The sequence below is a fragment of the Hwangdonia sp. genome, assembly GCF_048381975.1.
Taxonomy (GTDB): Bacteria; Bacteroidota; Bacteroidia; order Flavobacteriales; family Flavobacteriaceae; genus Hwangdonia; species Hwangdonia seohaensis.
Window position 1 is genome coordinate 199,962 of record NZ_JBLWYT010000002.1, and the last position, 16,413, is coordinate 216,374.

The following is a 16,413-nucleotide window of genomic DNA, read 5'->3' on the forward strand; positions in this document are numbered from 1 at the left end:
GGTTGTTGGGAATCATTACTGCAATTATACAACTTTATTTTATTTTTTTGGACTTATTTTAAAAAAGAAACTATTATTTTTGCGGTCTAGTTTTTCAATTACTTATGTTACAACGCATACAAACCATATATCTTTTAATTGCCGCAGGCGTATCTGCGGGACTGATTTTTGTGTTTGAATTATGGATGACATCCGATGGTGTTAAAGTGTTTGCAACCGATATTAATTATGTGTTTGCAGCCTTTTTAACATCGGCGTTTTTATCAGTTGTAGCAATATTTAGATATAAAAACAGGAAGTCTCAATTTGTGTTGGGGCGACTGAACATCATATTAAACTTTTTTTTAATAGGATTTTTTGTGTATCAATCTCTAAGCGTATCTGGAGAAACGGCGGTTTCTGAGAAAGGTATTGGGATGCTTCTTCCTATCGTTTCTATCGTGTTTTTGGCATTAGCCAATAAGGCCATTAAGAAGGATGAAGATCTTGTAAAATCTGTAGATCGATTGCGATAAAAACCTAATATCTTAGTAGTATTAGTGCGTAAGCCCAAGGTGAAGACCTTGGGCTTTTTTTATAGCCTCCCTTAATCCCTCCAAAGGAAGGAAATACTCAACTTTATATTAAATTGTGTAAATTTTTGCCATGACAGAAAGTGGCGACTTCCCCTTTGGTAAGGATTTTGGAAAGGAGATTTTTTATCCGGTTTCAGCATAAAAAAAGCCTAGATTAATATCTAAGCTTTTTGGTTTTTTTACTAAAAACAGATGATTATTTTATTTCGATAAGTTCCAAATCGAATGTTAAATCTTGCCCTGCAAATGGATGATTGGCATCAACAATAATATAATCGTCATTAACTTCGGCAACACGAAACTGTACTTCAGATCCATCGGGATTTTTTGAAGCTAGCCCCATACCAACTTCCGGCGTAATTTCCTGTGGTAATTGGTCTTTCTGTACTTTATGGAACATGTCTTCCCTCACATCGCCATAGGCTTCTGCTGCAGGAATATTGATGGTTTTTTTCTCGTTTAATTCCATAGAAACAATACCTTTTTCAAAACCAGGAATTAGCATCCCTTGCCCTAAAGTAATTTCTAAAGGCTCTCTTTCCAGCGAACTGTCAAAAATTTGACCATTATTTAATTTTCCTGTGTAATGTACTTTTACAGTATCATTTTCTTTTACTTGACTCATAATTTGTTTACTTTTTTTCAATTGCTGCAAAACTACAATTTATGAATCGTCTGCCAATTTATTAATCAATAAATGCTGGGGTTTGTGAAAAAATTAACATAAACACACTTGTACATAGGAGGTAAAACGAGAAGCTTTTTATGATACTGTATTTACGACGGAAATTCTACAACCTCCAAGTTATCTATTTTTTTTCCATCGATGGTAAAACGCAACATGGTACGTTTTTTATGAAACCCATGCTTGCCAACCGCCCCCGGATTCATGTGCAGTAAATTCAGTTTTTTATCGGGCATTACTTTTAATATGTGCGAATGTCCGCAGATGAACAGTTGTGGCGGATTCAATCTTATTTCATCGCGAACCCTAACGTTATACGCTTTTGGGTAACCGCCAATATGGGTTATCCAAACATCAACACCTTCGCACATAAACCGGTTGTGCTCGGGGAATTCCGTTCTAATTTTTGTATTATCAATATTGCCGTAAACCGCCCGTAAAGGTTTTAGTTTTTTTATGGCATCGGTAACTTTTAAATCGCCAATATCGCCGGCATGCCAAACCTCGTCAGCTTGTTTTACGTATTTTAAAATGGTGTCGTCCATATAACTGTGGGTATCGGAAAGAAGCAATATTTTGGTCATTGATAAAAATCGTGTTACAGCTGTAAAGTTATAACTATTTGTTTTATTTGATGAAGGTTCTTTATTGACTTTATCAGAAAAAAACTCTAAATTCGTTTACCGTCGGCTATAAATAATTTTATTGCAATTTATTCCGTAAGAGACATCGTGTGCCATTTGAAAGCACCAAACTAAATGAAGACAGAATGTTTAGACATCAAGGGAGAAGCAGGACTTTAATACACAATCTGAGAATTGCCACTTTTCTGGCCTTTGTTGCGGGCATTGTAAATGTTACAGGATTTTTGTTTTTCAAACAGTTAACAACACATGTTACGGGGCATTTTTCACAGTTTATAAATGATGTTGCAGATTTTGAATTTTGGAGAGGCACCGTATATTTTCTATACATTTTTTCGTTTCTCTTTGGGTCATTTTCATCCAGTTTTCTCATTATAAAATTCAGAAAAAATAAAAAGCTAAACGTTTTTCTTCTTCCAACATTAATTGAATGTTTAATTTTAACATCCATCGGGCTTTTAAGTAATGTTATTGAAATGGTATCTTCAGATTTAGTCGTGTGCCTGCTGCTGTTTGCCATGGGGCTTCAAAACTCATTTGTTACTAAAATTTCAAATGCCGTAGTAAGGACCACGCATCTTACAGGTCTTTTTACCGATTTAGGGATTGAAATTTCGCAAATGTTCTTTCCGAATTTATATCCGCACAGAGAAAAACTAAAAGCCAATATTAAACTAAGGATTTATATTATTTCATTCTTTTTTGCCGGTGGGTTGGTTGGTGGGTTTTTTTATTCCGAACTTGATTGGAAATTAAACACATTGCTCTTTGGCGCGTTGATTTTGCTGATGAGTTTATTTTATAACAATATAAGGTATCGATTAATAAAAGCTAAAAGAAGGCTTAACCAAAAACAACGGTATAAAGCCAAGAATAAGTTGGTTTAATGAGCGGGGGAATTTTTGTTGATTTTGTCAGAGAAAACAGTTTATTCCGGTTAACGATTGAAACAAAGCATTTTAACTCACCTTGTTTTGGTATAAAAAAAGATAGCGTTAAACCCATTGGCCGCCCAAAAATAATTTATAAAAAAATGTATCTTTTACGATGTTTATTAGTCTACATAATGAACCATAAAATGTAAAAATTATGAATAATTGTAAATGCACAAACTGCGATTGTACAAAATGCAATTGCGGAAATTGCTTGGAAAACAACTGCCCGTGTACGAAATGCGAATGTGATAAATGCACCTGTTGCTAAATTTAATAAAGGTTGGTTTTTAAACCAGCCTTTACTTATTTTTGAATATGGAAACTCAAAATATATGGAATAATTTCAGTGATGAGCTCTATTTTTTCATTCTTAAAAAAGTGAAAAATAAAGAGGTTACAAACGATGTTTTCCAAAATGCATTCTTGAAAATTCACACTAATTTACCCAAGTTGAAAAAGGAGGAAAAAGTGAAGGCTTGGGTTTTTCAGATTGCTCGAAACGAAATAAACAATCACTTTAATAAAGAATCCAGTGACGCGACCAAATTGGGCGCTGTTAAGGATATTGATTTGCAACAATACGAGCACATTTGCTGCTTTGACAAGTTTATAAATGATTTGCCCGAAATTTACAAACAAGTGATTGAACTGATTTATATACGGGGCAAAAAACAAAAAGACGTTGCCCAAGCATTGGATATAAGCCTTGAAAACGTAAAAGCCCGCGTTAAAAGAGCGAAAGGTATTTTAAAGAATAAATTTAACCAATGTTGCAAATTCGAACTCGATAAAAACGGTAAGTTAATTGGAGAATCTAATTGCGCTATTTGCAAAGTGTAATTGGTAAACACGAAGTCTTCTCTAAAAGCACAAAGTGTGCAAACAAGCGCGTTAGGGATAGAACGGTTCGACTGCGCTCACCGCAGGCTAACTGTTTGAGCTCGCCGACGTTAGGAGGAAGCGAGTAGTGAAAGCCCGACGCACTTTTGCCATTAAAAGCAAAAGTGGGTAACGCCCAACTTCTCGATACAATTTCGATAAAAATCGAAATCACTCGAAGTAACAACTAAACATCTTTTAATATTTAATTAAGACAACTGTTTTCGGTGGAATAACAAATCTGTCTATCTTTGTTATTTCAAAAAAACGATAGATAAATTGCGGTATTTTATTGAACTTTCTTATAACGGCAGTGCTTATCATGGTTGGCAATACCAGCCTAAAGCCATATCGGTACAAGAAGTTTTGGAGCGCGCTTTATCCACCTTGTTGAAAACCCCCGTTTCTGTTATGGGCGCGGGACGAACCGATACAGGCGTACATGCCTCACAATTGTTTGCGCATTTTGATTTTAATGAAGTGCTGCTTGATGGTAACTTCATTTTTAAACTCAATTCGTTTTTGCCAAAAGACATTGCCGTCCATAACATTTTTAGGGTGAAAGACGATGCCCACGCGCGTTTTAATGCCCTAAGCAGAACTTATTTATACAGAATAACTTTGGAAAAAAACGTTTTTACTTTTAACGATACGTTTTATGTGAAGCAGGATTTGGATATTGAAAAAATGAATGAAGCTTCGAAAATTTTATTGGATTATAAAGATTTTCAATGCTTTTCGAAAAGTAATACCGATGTAAAAACGTATTATTGTAATATTATGAAAGCGGCTTGGGTTACGGAAAATAACGAGCTTCGTTTTACGATACAAGCCGATAGGTTTCTGCGTAACATGGTGCGCGCCATTGTTGGCACGATGGTTAACATTGGTTTGGGCAAAACGACTATTGATGATTTGCATGCAATTATAAAATCTAAAAATAGGAGTGAAGCTGGTTTTTCGGTACCTGCACATGCCTTATATTTAACAAAAATTGAATATCCGGACGATATAAAATTGTAAATGACTAAAAAGAAAGAACATATTTTCGACGTAAAATTATTCAAGCGTCTTTTTCAATATATAAAACCTTATAAAGTGGTGTTTTTTGGGTTGTTATTGATGGTGATATTGCTGGCTATTTTAGGAGCTGCAACGCCAAAATTAACACAGTTCGCCATTGACGATAGTATTGCAGGTGCAAACCCGGATAAATTTCTGTTTTACATAGCTATTATGCTTGGGGTTTTAATTTTGCAAACGGTATTTCAACTGTCTTTTATTTATTATGCGGCGTGGTTGGGGCAAAATTTGGTGATGGACGTTCGTGTAAAACTCTTTAACCATTTACTTCGTTTTAAAATGAAGTATTTCGATAATTCTTCGGTAGGTGTTTTAATCACAAGAGCCGTTACAGATATGGAGCGTATTGCCGATATTTTCGGGCAGGGTTTGTTTATGATTTTCAGGGATTTACTTACCATGTTTGTTGTTTTCGGATTTATGGTTTACACGAATGTAAAATTAAGTTTAATCGTGTTTATCATGCTGCCTTTGCTGTTATACGCCACTCGTATTTTTCAGAAATACATGAAAAAAGCCTTCGAGGAAGTGAGGAACGAAGTCTCTAATTTAAATTCCTTTGTACAAGAGCGCTTAACGGGCATGAAAATCTTGCAATTATTTACCCGCGAAACCACAGAGTATAAAAGATTTAAAGCCATAAACGAACGCCATAAAAAAGGCTGGTTAAAAACCGTTTGGTACAACTCCATTTTTTTTCCTTTAGCAGATTTATCAAGTTCTATCACCATTGGTTTGGTAGCCTGGTACGGCGGATTGAATGTGGTTTTGGAAGGCAGCGTAACCAAAGGAACCTTAATCGCTTTTATCATGTTTATCCCCATGTTGTTTAGACCGCTTAGGCAAATCGCCGATAAGTTTAATACGTTGCAAATGGGTATGGTAGCCGCAAACCGCGTGTTTAAAGTGCTTGATACCACCTCGCAAATTGACGATACCGGAACGCATATAGCTAAAAATTTTAACGGTGATATTGCATTTAAAAATGTGTATTTCAATTATGTTGAAGACGAAACCGTTTTAAAAGGGGTTTCCTTTAATGTAAAAGCTGGAGAAACGGTGGCCATAGTGGGTGCCACTGGCGCAGGAAAATCAACCATTATAAATTTATTAAATCGGTTTTATGAGATTATGGATGGTGTCATTTCGGTTGATGGGATTGACATAAAGGAAGTGACTTTAGAATCTTTGCGAACCCAAATTGCGGTTGTTTTACAAGATGTGTTTTTATTTGCCGATACAATTTTGAATAACATTACACTTAACCATCCCGAAATTACCGAAGCCGATGTGGAACAAGCTGCAAAGGATATTGGCATCCACGATTTTATAATGAGCTTGCCAAAAGGTTATCATTATAATGTAAAGGAACGAGGTGTGATGCTGTCTTCGGGTCAGCGCCAACTCATTTCGTTTTTGCGCGCCTACGTAACCAATCCGAGTATTTTGGTGTTGGATGAAGCGACATCGTCGGTCGATTCATATTCAGAGCAACTCATTCAAAATGCCACCGATAAAATTACCAAAGGGCGTACGTCAATTGTTATTGCACACCGATTGGCAACCATTAAAAAAGCCGATAAAATTTTAGTTATGGATGCTGGTGAAATTGTTGAACAAGGGACGCACGACGAACTACTCAAAAAAGAAAACGGGTATTACAGAAACCTTTACGAAGTACAGTTTTTAAAAGAGGAAGTGGCTTAACTACCTTTAGCGGCTTTTTGGGCATCGATCATTTGTTGAAAATCGCCATTAAAAAACATGTATATTCCCATAACTACCGAAATTATTATAAAAACCACAATGAGAACAGCAAAAAACAAAAGTGTTCTTAAAATTATGGTTTTAGTATTTATGCCATACAATTGTTTTAAACATATGGCGGTATATAAAACCATTAATGGTGTAAAAACCAAACTTAAAATGCCTTGGTGAATCCCAAACAAAGAAAACAAGATGCTAGCTATGGCTGTAACAATAGACATTTGAGCTTGCAGATACAAAAAAACCACAAGAAGTTCGGTGTAATTAAATTTGTTTAAGCCAACAAACGAAATGCGTGTCATTAATGCATAAAGCGGTACATATAGCATCATAAAAAGCGACATATTCTCTTGTACGAAGCTCACATTCTTTTTCTGAAATTCTTCCTGTCCAGGTGGCGATAATATGGAATAATCAATGGTTTCAGGAAAATATTTCTTTAAAACAAAAAGATAGAATCCAGTAATTGTTATAGCCAATGCAAAGTAGCTAATAACATTAACGTATTTTTTACGCGTACCATTAATGTAACCACCAATAACATCATCGGGTTTTGAAAAAAGCGATAAAAACGTTCTCAAAAGTTTATTGTCGTAATTAAAAAATGTTTCGCTAATGTGTTCAAATAAATTTTTAATTGTAAGTCTGCTTCTAATCACTTTGCCACCGCAAACGTAGCAATAGTCACTTTCTGAGGATAATATTGTATTGCAGTTTTTACAATTCACTTATGCTAAATCTTTTTTAATCATACCGTTAAGCTCGTTGGTATTGTTAAAAACCACAAATTCACCATCTTTAAAATAGGAGATATGTCCGGTTTCTTCACTAACAGCCAATGCCAGGGCATCGGTTTTTTCGGTAATGCCAATAGCGGCCCTATGGCGTAAACCAAAACGTTTGGGAATGCTTTTTTCGTTGTTTACAGGAAGTATAACTCGCGTTGCTTTTACAATATTATTACTCACTATAATCGCACCATCGTGTAACGGACTGTTTTTAAAAAATATGCTTTCAATAATGGGTTGCGTGACTTTAATGTTCATTTCGTCGCCGGAAGCCGATAAAAAATCCAGATTGTTATTTCGCTCAAAAACAATTAAAGCACCCGTTTTTGAAGCGCCCATTTTAACACAGGCCGAAACAATGGCATCGACATTTGTTTCGTCACCCGTTTCGGTTTTTATAAAGCTGAATTGCTGTAAAAATTTACGCCGCCTGCTAAAATTTGTGGAGCCCACCATGAGCAAAAACTTCCTGATTTCCGGTTGAAACACCACTATTAAAGCAATAATACCCACTTTAATAAAACCACCAAAAATGCTGGTTAAAAGTTCCATTTCCAGAAAATCCGTTAATCGCCAAACCAAGTAAATAATAATGATACCAATAAAAATATTGATGGCAACAGTGCCTTTTACAAGTTTGTAAATGTAGTAGAGTAGTAGTGCGACCAAAATAACATCGATAACATCGACAACCGTAAATTTTAAAAGGTCTTTAAAAATTTCCAAAGGCAAGTGGGTTTTGGTAAATTTAGTAAAAAAGGGTTAATAAATAAATTCGTTGTTTGAAATGTGGATGGATTTATTTTCCAGTGATAAAATTAATGATTTCAATGAAATATAATCTTGAAAAGTCAATGCGCTATTGAAGTTCAGATACACCGTTTTTGTATTGGGAATCACCTTTTTTAAATCATTGATTACATTTTCTTTATTTGTTTGAATTATAAAGGGATCAGAATCCGGGGTTATGATTGTAATGCTATTATTAAAATCGACATTGATTCCGATTGAGGATTCCGAAGGTTTTAAATTTGAATTCTTATTAAAATAATCACTTGAAGATTCCACATGATAAAATACATCCGTAAACTCAATAAACCCTAAGTTCTTTCTACTAATATCATTACATGTAAAATAGTTTTTAGCGTTTTCGTTTTTATGGCTGGAATTTCGTTTTTTTTCTTGAAGGAATGTAATATGCGGAATGGCTTGTTTTAGCGTTAGTCGCTTATCGACATTTACCAACCAATTTGTGGTGACGATTAAATTTTTTCTATTCAGCTCTACACTGTCTTTTTGAGTTTCATCATAAAATAAATAGGCCGGGGAAACATCGAGGATCTCAGTGATTTCAGAATGACTTATTTCGGGGAGCAAAACCACTTTATCTTTTCCGCAGGAAAAGAAAAAAAGAATCGCAATCAATAAAAAAGTATGTTTCATAACTTCTAACTTCTAACTTCTAACTTCTAACTTCTAACTTCTAACTTCTAAATTTTGAATTAATTTAATACTTTCAACAGCTTCTTTCACATCGTGCACCCGTAAAATAGATGCCCCTTTTTGCAACGCCACCGTATTTAAAACCGTGGTACCGTTTAAAGCATCTTTAGCCGAGGTTTCTAAAGTTTTGTAAATCATCGATTTTCTGGATATTCCGGCAAGTATGGGTTTGTCCAATATTTGAAATAATTCCAATTGGCTTAAAACTTCAAAATTTTGTTTGGTGGTTTTCGCAAAACCAAAACCAGGGTCAACAATTAAATCGATAATCCCCAATTGTTTGGCCGCTGCAATGCGTTCAGAAAAATAAAACAACATCTCTTTTATCAAATTATCGTATTGGGTGTGCTGCTGCATGTTTTGTGGTGTTCCGCGCATGTGCATCATAATGTACGGCACTTTTAAATGGGCAATGGTTGGCAGCATGTTAGTATCTAATTTCCCTGCCGAAATATCGTTAATCACACAAGCACCAGCTTCAATGCAGGGTTTTGCCACCGCACTTCTAAAGGTGTCAATAGAAAGTAATGTTTTTGGGAATTCCTTTAAAATCAAATTAACAATGGGCAATATGCGTTTTAACTCATCGGTTTCACTTACATGGGCGGCATTTGGTCGCGAACTGTATGCGCCAATATCAATAAATGTAGTGCCCTCGGTTAACATTTTTCCAACCTGATTTAAAATATCTTTTTCATTTTTATAACTACCGCCATCGTAAAACGAATCGGGCGTGATATTTAAAATACCCATCACTTTTGGCGATGATAAATCAATGAGTTGGCGTTTGCAATTTATAGTCATAGTTTTTTTGCCACGAATACACGAATGCTTTTTCTTTGGTTAAATAATTATATCAAATTTATATCAAAAATAAAAAGCAAATCCCAGAGTATAGCATCAATACAAAAAAAATTATTCGTGTATTCGTGGCAACTTTTAAAACTTTGACCATTCAACTTTGAACTTTGAACAATTTAAGCGAAATTTACGCAAAATTGATATTATAGATGCAAGATACCTCAAAACAATACGATGCCGTGATGGATACCTGTAAAAGTTTATTTGTTAAAAAAATGGGCGACTACGGCAGTGCATGGAGAATACTGCGTTTACCGTCATTAACCGACCAGATTTTTATTAAAGCACAGCGTATAAGAAGCTTGCAGCAAAATGCCGTAAGAAAGGTTGATGAAGGCGAAGTAAGCGAATTTATCGGTATTGTAAATTACTGTATTATAGCACTTATTCAGTTGGAAAAAGGCGTGGTTGAACAGCCTGATATGACTACCGAAGAAGCCACAAAATTATACACCGAACAAGCGGCAATTACCAAAAAACTCATGGAGGATAAAAACCATGATTACGGCGAAGCATGGCGCGATATGCGCGTGAGTAGTTTAACCGATTTGATTTTGCAAAAATTGTTACGCGTTAAAACCATTGAAAACAATAAAGGCGAAACCTTGGTAAGCGAAGGCGTTGATGCCAATTATCAAGATATGATTAATTATGCGGTTTTTGCTTTAATTCATTTGAAAGAAAAATAACTGTTATTCCTGCGAATGCAAGAATTCACTTTATAAAAATTAAGGTTCAATTAAAAAGATTCCTGCTTTCGCAGGAATGACAAAATTTATGAAAATATTAGTAGCATTAAGTAGAATATTCGTTGGTGTTTTATTTATTATTTCGGGGTTAATTAAGTTAAACGATCCGTTAGGGTTTTCGTATAAACTAGAGGAATACTTTAGCGCAGACGTTTTAAATATGGAGTTTTTAATTCCGTATGCTTTGGGTATTTCGGTAATCGTTGTGGTGTTCGAGGTGGTTTTAGGCGTGTTTTTGCTTATTGGTTACAAACCAAAATTTACCGTTTGGAGCCTGTTGGCAATGATTGTCTTTTTTACATTCCTCACCTTTTACTCGGCCTATTTCGATAAGGTAAAAGACTGCGGTTGCTTTGGCGATGCCTTAAAACTCACACCATGGGAAAGCTTTACAAAAGACCTTATTTTGCTGTTTTTTATTCTCATTTTATTCTTCGGATTAAAACATATAAAACCCATATTCAGTAAACTCCCAACAACAATTTTGGCTCTGTTGAGCTTTATTTTCAGTTTGTGGTTTGGGTACCATGTGCTTATGCATTTACCAGCAATCGATTTTAGAGCTTATAAAATTGGAAACAATATAGCCGAAGGTATGCGTATTCCAGACGATGCGCCAAAAGCCATACAAGAATTTACGTGGACATTTAACGTCAACGGCGAAGAAACAGAAATTGTAACCGATGGCAGTTATCCAACCGTTGATGGCGAATACGTTGGCGTAGAAACCAAAGTTATCAGGGAGGGCTATCAGCCACCGATTTTAGATTTTTCAATTGAAACGGATGATGAAGATTTAACCGAACACTTTTTAAGTCAGGAAAATCTAATCGTTATTGTATCCTACAGTTTGGAAAAAATTGAACGAGAAGGCGCTTTAAAATTAAAGGCAACCACCGATGAAGCTGTTAGAAAAGGCTATAAGGTTATCGGTATAACAGCCTCTGGTAACGATGCAAAACAGCGTATTAACGAAGCCTATAATTTAGATTTCGAGTGGTATTTATGCGACGAAAAAGCGCTAAAAACCGTAGTGCGCTCGAACCCTGGTATTTTAGAATTGGATGCTGGAACGGTAAAACAAAAACTCCACTGGAACGATATAGACGATTTGCAGTTGCCCGAAGTAGAACGGAAAATTGAACCCAAACAAGAAAGGGCTGAAATAAAAAACATTCTTTACGTGGTAGGTGGTGAGGTTTCCACTAAAGAAAAGTTAGACTCTGTTTTGGCTAGTAAAACTTATAAAAACTATTTATATTCCATAGATGAAGAACTTCTGGATTCGATAAATAAAGCCAATAACAGCAATTACGATGGTTTTATGAATGTAGAGTTAGAAAAAGATTAAGTAATTCAAAGTCATTAAAGAACATTCGTGAGTTAGTGACAACAAAACCAAATCTAAAACACCTTTAAAACCATAAGTTATTCTCCAAATAAAATGAAAAAAACAATCTATACCCTAATCCTATTATGTTGTGTGTTTAGTTGCAATACAGAGGTGCCAACACAATTTTCAGAAGAAGCGTTAAACGATACCTTCGTAACCTTAGAGGGCAACAATACAACATTCAACGACATTCTGGAAACCCATAAAGGCAAAACAATCGTTATCGATGTTTGGGCATCGTGGTGTAAAGACTGTTTAGAAGGCATGCCAAAAGTAAAGGCATTGCAATCCGAATACAAAGAGGCGGTTTATGTGTTTTTATCATTGGATAAAAGCCAGAATGCATGGAAAAAAGGTATTGAAAAATACAATGTTAACGGCGAACACTACTTTATGCAGTCCGGTTGGAAAGGCCCTTTTGGCGATTTTGTAAATTTAGATTGGATTCCTAGATATATGGTAATAAATAAAACAGGAAACATAGAATTATTTAAAGCCGTAAAAGCAGACGACGATAAATTAATTGTAGCCATAAAAAAATAGTATTTTTGCCTAAATAACGATATGATTTTATTCAGACAATAAATACAATCACTTCAAAATATAACATTTAACACACATTCTGATGAGAAAACAAATTGTAGCAGGAAACTGGAAGATGAACAACGATTTATCTCAAACCGAAACTCTAATCACAGCCTTAAAAGCACAAAACAAAACAACCAACGCCGAAGTTATGATTGCTCCAGCGGCAACCAACCTATGGCAAGCTTATAACAGCTTAAGAGATTTCAATATCGAGGTTATAGGGCAAAACATGCACTTTGCCGAAAGTGGTGCATACACGGGCGAAATCAGTGCCTCTATGTTAAAAAGTGTGGGTGTTAAAACGGTTATTTTGGGTCATAGCGAGCGTCGTGCCTACTTTAACGAAACCGACGAAACATTGGCCAAAAAAGTCGATACGGCCTTGGCAAACAACATGCGTGTTATTTTCTGTTTTGGTGAAGAGTTGGCCGATAGAAAATCCAACAACCAAGAGCACGTGGTCGAAAACCAAATTAAAAACGCCCTATTTCATTTAGATGCCGATGCGTTTAAAAACGTCGTGCTGGCCTACGAGCCCGTTTGGGCCATTGGCACCGGCGAAACGGCAAGCCCAGAGCAAGCACAGGACATGCACGCCTATATAAGAAAAACATTAGCAAATAAATACGGAAACGATTTAGCCAACAGTGTATCTATCCTTTACGGCGGAAGCTGTAAACCCAACAATGCCAAAGAAATTTTCTCAAAACCAGATGTCGATGGCGGTTTAATTGGCGGTGCGGCACTTAATGCCGACGATTTTTTTGCTATTGTGAATGCGTTTTAAAATATTTTTTTAAGGCGTTACCCCGATCAAAAATCGGGGTCGCGCTTTCCGTTATATCTTTTTCTCGTGCCTCAAAAAAGGATGCCACTGCAATCGCTAACGCGCTTGTCCGCCAAAATAAACACCAATGTCAATGTCAAATTCAATATATATAGGCTATTACTTTAAAGTACAACCATTGCAGCCAGCAACCGAAATCCTAATTGCAGAATTGGGTTACGCCGGATTTGAAAGTTTTGTGGAAAACGAAGACGGCGTTACGGCCTACATCCAAAAAAACGAATGGCAAAAAGATATTCTTGATGATATTCAAATATTGAATTCCGATGAATTCGAGATTTCTTATACGTTCGAAGACATCGAGCAAACCAACTGGAACGAAGAGTGGGAAAAGAATTTCAACCCTATTGTTGTTGATAATTTGTGTTCGGTTCGTGCACCATTTCACCAAAAACCCAATACCAAATACGATATCATTATAGAACCCAAAATGAGTTTCGGCACTGGGCATCACGAAACCACGCACATGATGATTCAACATATTTTAAACAACGATTTTAAAGATAAATCGGTTTTGGATATGGGTTGTGGTACGGGCGTTTTGGCCATTTTAGCCGAAATAAAAGGCGCAAAACCCATTGACGCGATAGACTACGATAATTGGTGTTACCTAAACAGTCTTGAGAATGTCGAGCGTAATAATTGTAAAAACATTACCGTTTTAGAAGGCGATGCGAATTTGTTAAAAAACAAAAAGTACGATATAATTATTGCCAACATCAACCGGAATATTTTGTTGCAAGACATGAAAACTTACACGGCATGTTTAAACAAAAACGGGATGCTGTTTTTAAGCGGATTTTATGCCGATGACATTTCTATTATACAGGCAGAGTGCGAAAAGTATATGTTAAAATTTGCAGAAAAATTGGAAAGAAACAATTGGGTTTCATTAAAATTTTTAAATTAGTAGTATAAATTAATCAATAAATAAGCAATGCTTTCCCTTAAGGGAAATGCCTGCGAGATAACAGACTTATGAGTACAAAAGAAAAAACATTAGAAGAATTACTTTTAAAGGAAGAAGTAGTTACTCAAAATGAAATTGTATTGTTCAATGACGATGTTAATACCTTCGATCATGTTATCGAGACGCTTATCTATGCCTGTGAGCATACACCAGAACAGGCCGAACAATGTGCAATACTTGTACATTACAAAGGCAAATGCACTGTTAAAACAGGGGAGTATAATGACTTAAAACCACGCTGTTCCCTACTTTTGGAAGCGGGTTTAAGCGCCGAAATTGTATAAAAAAGAGGCTGTCTAAAAAGTCCTTTCCATTTAATTTGTCAGGTTGAGCTTGTCGAAACCGATCTCGATTATCAATAAGTTAAAAATATTTCAACAAGCTCAATATGACATTAAATTTGACTTTTACACAGCCTTATTTTGTTATTTACCCATCCTCCCTACTGCACAACTCACAAAAGATTTCGCTTTGGTAGTTAAGGCGTTTTTATCGCCAACTACTGGATAGCCAAGTTTAGTTAATAGAGCTTTTGCTTTTTCAAGATTATCTTCGTTTTCGTAATTAAAAGAAACAGAATCGTTGGTATTATCAACCTTGATTTCTGATATATCATTTAAGTCACCCAATCGATTGACAATAGTGCTGGCGCAACCGCCACATTTAAGGTTTTGTATTTTTAAAGTTGATTTCATTTTTTATAAGGTAGTGGGACAAACAAAATCTGTTGTTGGTAAATCGGTGTTTTTAATCGCTCCGAAACCACCGGCAATATCAACTAAATTATTAAATCCGCGGGCTTTTAAAATAGATGCCGCAATTACCGAACGATAACCCCCGGCACAATGGATGTAATAGGTTTTTTTGCTGTCAATGGCATTCATGTTATCATTGATAAAATCCAATGCGAAGTGCTGTACATTATCGCCTTTTAAATGTTCGGATTTGTATTCACCATCTTTCCTAACATCCAGCGTGTTTGTGTTTTCATTTTTAAAATGTTTTGAAAATGTTTCCGCTGAAATAGATGCAATGGTTTCCACCTCTTTTCCGGCTGCTTGCCAAGCTTCAATACCGCCATCTAAATAGCCCAAAGTGTTGTCGTAGCCCACACGAGAGAGTCGCGTTACGGTTTCTTTTTCCTTGCCTTTTGGGGTAACCAGTAAAATGGGTTGTTTTAAATCGGTAATCAACGCCCCAACCCATGGTGCAAATCCACCATGAATACCAATAAAAATAGAGTTTGGAATATGGCCTTTTACAAAATCTTTCTCATGCCTAACATCAAGTACCAATGCGCCTTCTTGATTGGCAATCGTTTCAAAATCTTTGGCATTTAAAGCCACATCGCCCTGCTGTAAAACGGTTTCAAAAGCATCGTATCCCGATTTGTTCATCATTGCGTTTTTTGCAAAATATTGCGGTGGCGGCGGAATGCCATCAAGTACTTCTTCTACAAATTCCTCTTTGGTCATGTCTGCACGCAAAGCGTAATTGGTTTTTTTCTGTTCGCCAAGAACGCCAACGGTTTCCTTGCTTAAATTTTTACCACAAGCCGAACCTGCACCGTGCGCTGGATAAACAATAACATCATCTTCTAAAGGCATGATTTTATGGCGAAGCGAATCGTATAACATGGCTGCCAAATCTTCTTTTGTAAGGTCTGATTTTATGGCTAAATCCGGTCGTCCAACATCGCCTAAAAACAAAGTGTCTCCCGAAAAAATAGCATGGTTTTTTCCGTCTTCATCAATTAAAAGATAGGTGGCAGACTCTAAAGTGTGCCCCGGAGTGTGCAATACTTTTATAGTTACCTTACCTAGTTTAAACGTTTCGTTATCTTTTGCGATATAGGCATCGTAATCGGTTTTTGCACTAGGACCAAAAACAATTGTGGCTCCTGTTTTTTTTGCCAAATCGATATGCCCTGAAACGAAATCCGCGTGAAAATGCGTTTCAAAAACATACTTGATTTTGGCGTTTTCTTTATTGGCTTTATCAACATATTGCTGTGTTTCGCGCAAGGGGTCAATAATGGCTACTTCGCCATCAGATTCAATATAATAGGCACCTTGAGCTAAACAGCCCGTGTAAATTTGTTCTATCTTCATTTTATTAACTTTTCATTTCTGCCCTTCGGCCATCG

Annotated in this window: 19 protein-coding genes; 11 read left to right on the forward strand and 8 right to left on the reverse strand. The window is 36.0% G+C overall.

What is annotated here, in order from left to right; translation table 11 throughout:
- Nucleotides 1-104 precede the first annotated feature (104 nt).
- Nucleotides 105-515, forward strand: a complete 411-nt coding sequence (locus ACN5J7_RS04695; protein WP_418603015.1) for a DUF4293 domain-containing protein — start codon at nt 105-107, stop codon at nt 513-515.
- 256 nt (nt 516-771) lie between these two features.
- Here ACN5J7_RS04695 and ACN5J7_RS04700 read toward each other — a convergent pair whose 3' ends face one another.
- Both ACN5J7_RS04700 and ACN5J7_RS04705 read right to left on the reverse strand, forming a co-directional pair.
- The gene (locus ACN5J7_RS04700) at nt 772-1,200 is read right to left on the reverse strand and encodes an FKBP-type peptidyl-prolyl cis-trans isomerase (protein WP_418603016.1); all 429 of its coding nucleotides are present in this window, start codon (nt 1,198-1,200) and stop codon (nt 772-774) included.
- Between the two features lie 152 nt (nt 1,201-1,352).
- The gene (locus tag ACN5J7_RS04705; RefSeq protein WP_311941247.1) at nt 1,353-1,844 is read right to left on the reverse strand and encodes a metallophosphoesterase family protein; all 492 of its coding nucleotides are present in this window, start codon (nt 1,842-1,844) and stop codon (nt 1,353-1,355) included.
- 185 nt (nt 1,845-2,029) lie between these two features.
- Between ACN5J7_RS04705 and ACN5J7_RS04710 the strand changes: the two genes are divergently transcribed.
- From ACN5J7_RS04710 to ACN5J7_RS04725, 4 genes are all read left to right on the forward strand, one after another.
- Complete coding sequence (locus ACN5J7_RS04710; RefSeq protein ID WP_418603018.1) at nt 2,030-2,791, forward strand: YoaK family protein; 762 nt, start codon at nt 2,030-2,032, stop codon at nt 2,789-2,791.
- A 363-nt stretch (nt 2,792-3,154) separates the two neighbouring features.
- Nucleotides 3,155-3,679, forward strand: coding sequence for a sigma-70 family RNA polymerase sigma factor (locus ACN5J7_RS04715; protein WP_418603019.1), 525 nt, complete (start codon nt 3,155-3,157; stop codon nt 3,677-3,679).
- Nucleotides 3,680-3,997: 318 nt separating this feature from the next.
- Nucleotides 3,998-4,741, forward strand: coding sequence for a tRNA pseudouridine(38-40) synthase TruA (truA, locus tag ACN5J7_RS04720; protein ID WP_418603020.1), 744 nt, complete (start codon nt 3,998-4,000; stop codon nt 4,739-4,741).
- On the forward strand, nt 4,742-6,508 hold the full coding sequence (locus tag ACN5J7_RS04725; protein WP_418603021.1) for an ABC transporter ATP-binding protein: 1,767 nt from the start codon (nt 4,742-4,744) through the stop codon (nt 6,506-6,508).
- On the opposite strand, the gene ACN5J7_RS04730 is transcribed toward ACN5J7_RS04725, so the two are convergent.
- The 4 genes from ACN5J7_RS04730 to folP form a co-directional block, all read right to left on the reverse strand.
- Complete coding sequence (locus ACN5J7_RS04730) at nt 6,505-7,149, reverse strand: DUF3667 domain-containing protein (protein ID WP_418603022.1); 645 nt, start codon at nt 7,147-7,149, stop codon at nt 6,505-6,507. The two genes, ACN5J7_RS04725 and ACN5J7_RS04730, sit on opposite strands and share 4 nt — an antisense overlap.
- Nucleotides 7,150-7,296: 147 nt before the next feature.
- Nucleotides 7,297-8,082 carry a diadenylate cyclase gene (locus ACN5J7_RS04735; RefSeq protein ID WP_311941268.1) on the reverse strand — a complete coding sequence of 262 codons (786 nt, stop codon included), beginning with the start codon at nt 8,080-8,082 and terminating at the stop codon, nt 7,297-7,299.
- A 36-nt stretch (nt 8,083-8,118) separates the two neighbouring features.
- Nucleotides 8,119-8,799 carry a hypothetical protein gene (locus ACN5J7_RS04740; protein ID WP_418603024.1) on the reverse strand — a complete coding sequence of 227 codons (681 nt, stop codon included), beginning with the start codon at nt 8,797-8,799 and terminating at the stop codon, nt 8,119-8,121.
- Between the two features lie 33 nt (nt 8,800-8,832).
- On the reverse strand, nt 8,833-9,663 hold the full coding sequence (folP, locus tag ACN5J7_RS04745) for a dihydropteroate synthase (RefSeq protein WP_311941274.1): 831 nt from the start codon (nt 9,661-9,663) through the stop codon (nt 8,833-8,835).
- A 206-nt stretch (nt 9,664-9,869) separates the two neighbouring features.
- On the opposite strand from folP, the gene ACN5J7_RS04750 reads away from it, so the two are divergent.
- From ACN5J7_RS04750 to ACN5J7_RS04775, 6 genes are all read left to right on the forward strand, one after another.
- Nucleotides 9,870-10,409 (forward strand): DUF1599 domain-containing protein, encoded by a 540-nt coding sequence (locus ACN5J7_RS04750; protein ID WP_311941277.1) that lies wholly within the window; start codon nt 9,870-9,872, stop codon nt 10,407-10,409.
- An 88-nt stretch (nt 10,410-10,497) separates the two neighbouring features.
- Entirely contained in the window at nt 10,498-11,820 is a 1,323-nt protein-coding gene (locus ACN5J7_RS04755; protein ID WP_418603026.1) for a BT_3928 family protein, read from the forward strand.
- 93 nt (nt 11,821-11,913) lie between these two features.
- Nucleotides 11,914-12,405, forward strand: coding sequence for a TlpA family protein disulfide reductase (locus tag ACN5J7_RS04760; protein ID WP_418603027.1), 492 nt, complete (start codon nt 11,914-11,916; stop codon nt 12,403-12,405).
- An 82-nt stretch (nt 12,406-12,487) separates the two neighbouring features.
- The gene (gene tpiA / locus ACN5J7_RS04765; protein ID WP_418603028.1) at nt 12,488-13,237 is read left to right on the forward strand and encodes a triose-phosphate isomerase; all 750 of its coding nucleotides are present in this window, start codon (nt 12,488-12,490) and stop codon (nt 13,235-13,237) included.
- Nucleotides 13,238-13,370: 133 nt separating this feature from the next.
- Nucleotides 13,371-14,207, forward strand: a complete 837-nt coding sequence (gene prmA, locus ACN5J7_RS04770) for a 50S ribosomal protein L11 methyltransferase (protein WP_418603029.1) — start codon at nt 13,371-13,373, stop codon at nt 14,205-14,207.
- A 68-nt stretch (nt 14,208-14,275) separates the two neighbouring features.
- Entirely contained in the window at nt 14,276-14,551 is a 276-nt protein-coding gene (locus ACN5J7_RS04775; RefSeq protein WP_311941300.1) for an ATP-dependent Clp protease adaptor ClpS, read from the forward strand.
- Between the two features lie 141 nt (nt 14,552-14,692).
- Here ACN5J7_RS04775 and ACN5J7_RS04780 read toward each other — a convergent pair whose 3' ends face one another.
- Nucleotides 14,693-14,962 (reverse strand): heavy metal-associated domain-containing protein, encoded by a 270-nt coding sequence (locus tag ACN5J7_RS04780; protein ID WP_311941304.1) that lies wholly within the window; start codon nt 14,960-14,962, stop codon nt 14,693-14,695.
- A gap of 3 nt (nt 14,963-14,965) precedes the next feature.
- Nucleotides 14,966-16,378, reverse strand: a complete 1,413-nt coding sequence (locus tag ACN5J7_RS04785) for an MBL fold metallo-hydrolase (protein ID WP_311941307.1) — start codon at nt 16,376-16,378, stop codon at nt 14,966-14,968.
- Between the last annotated feature and the right edge of the window lie 35 nt (nt 16,379-16,413).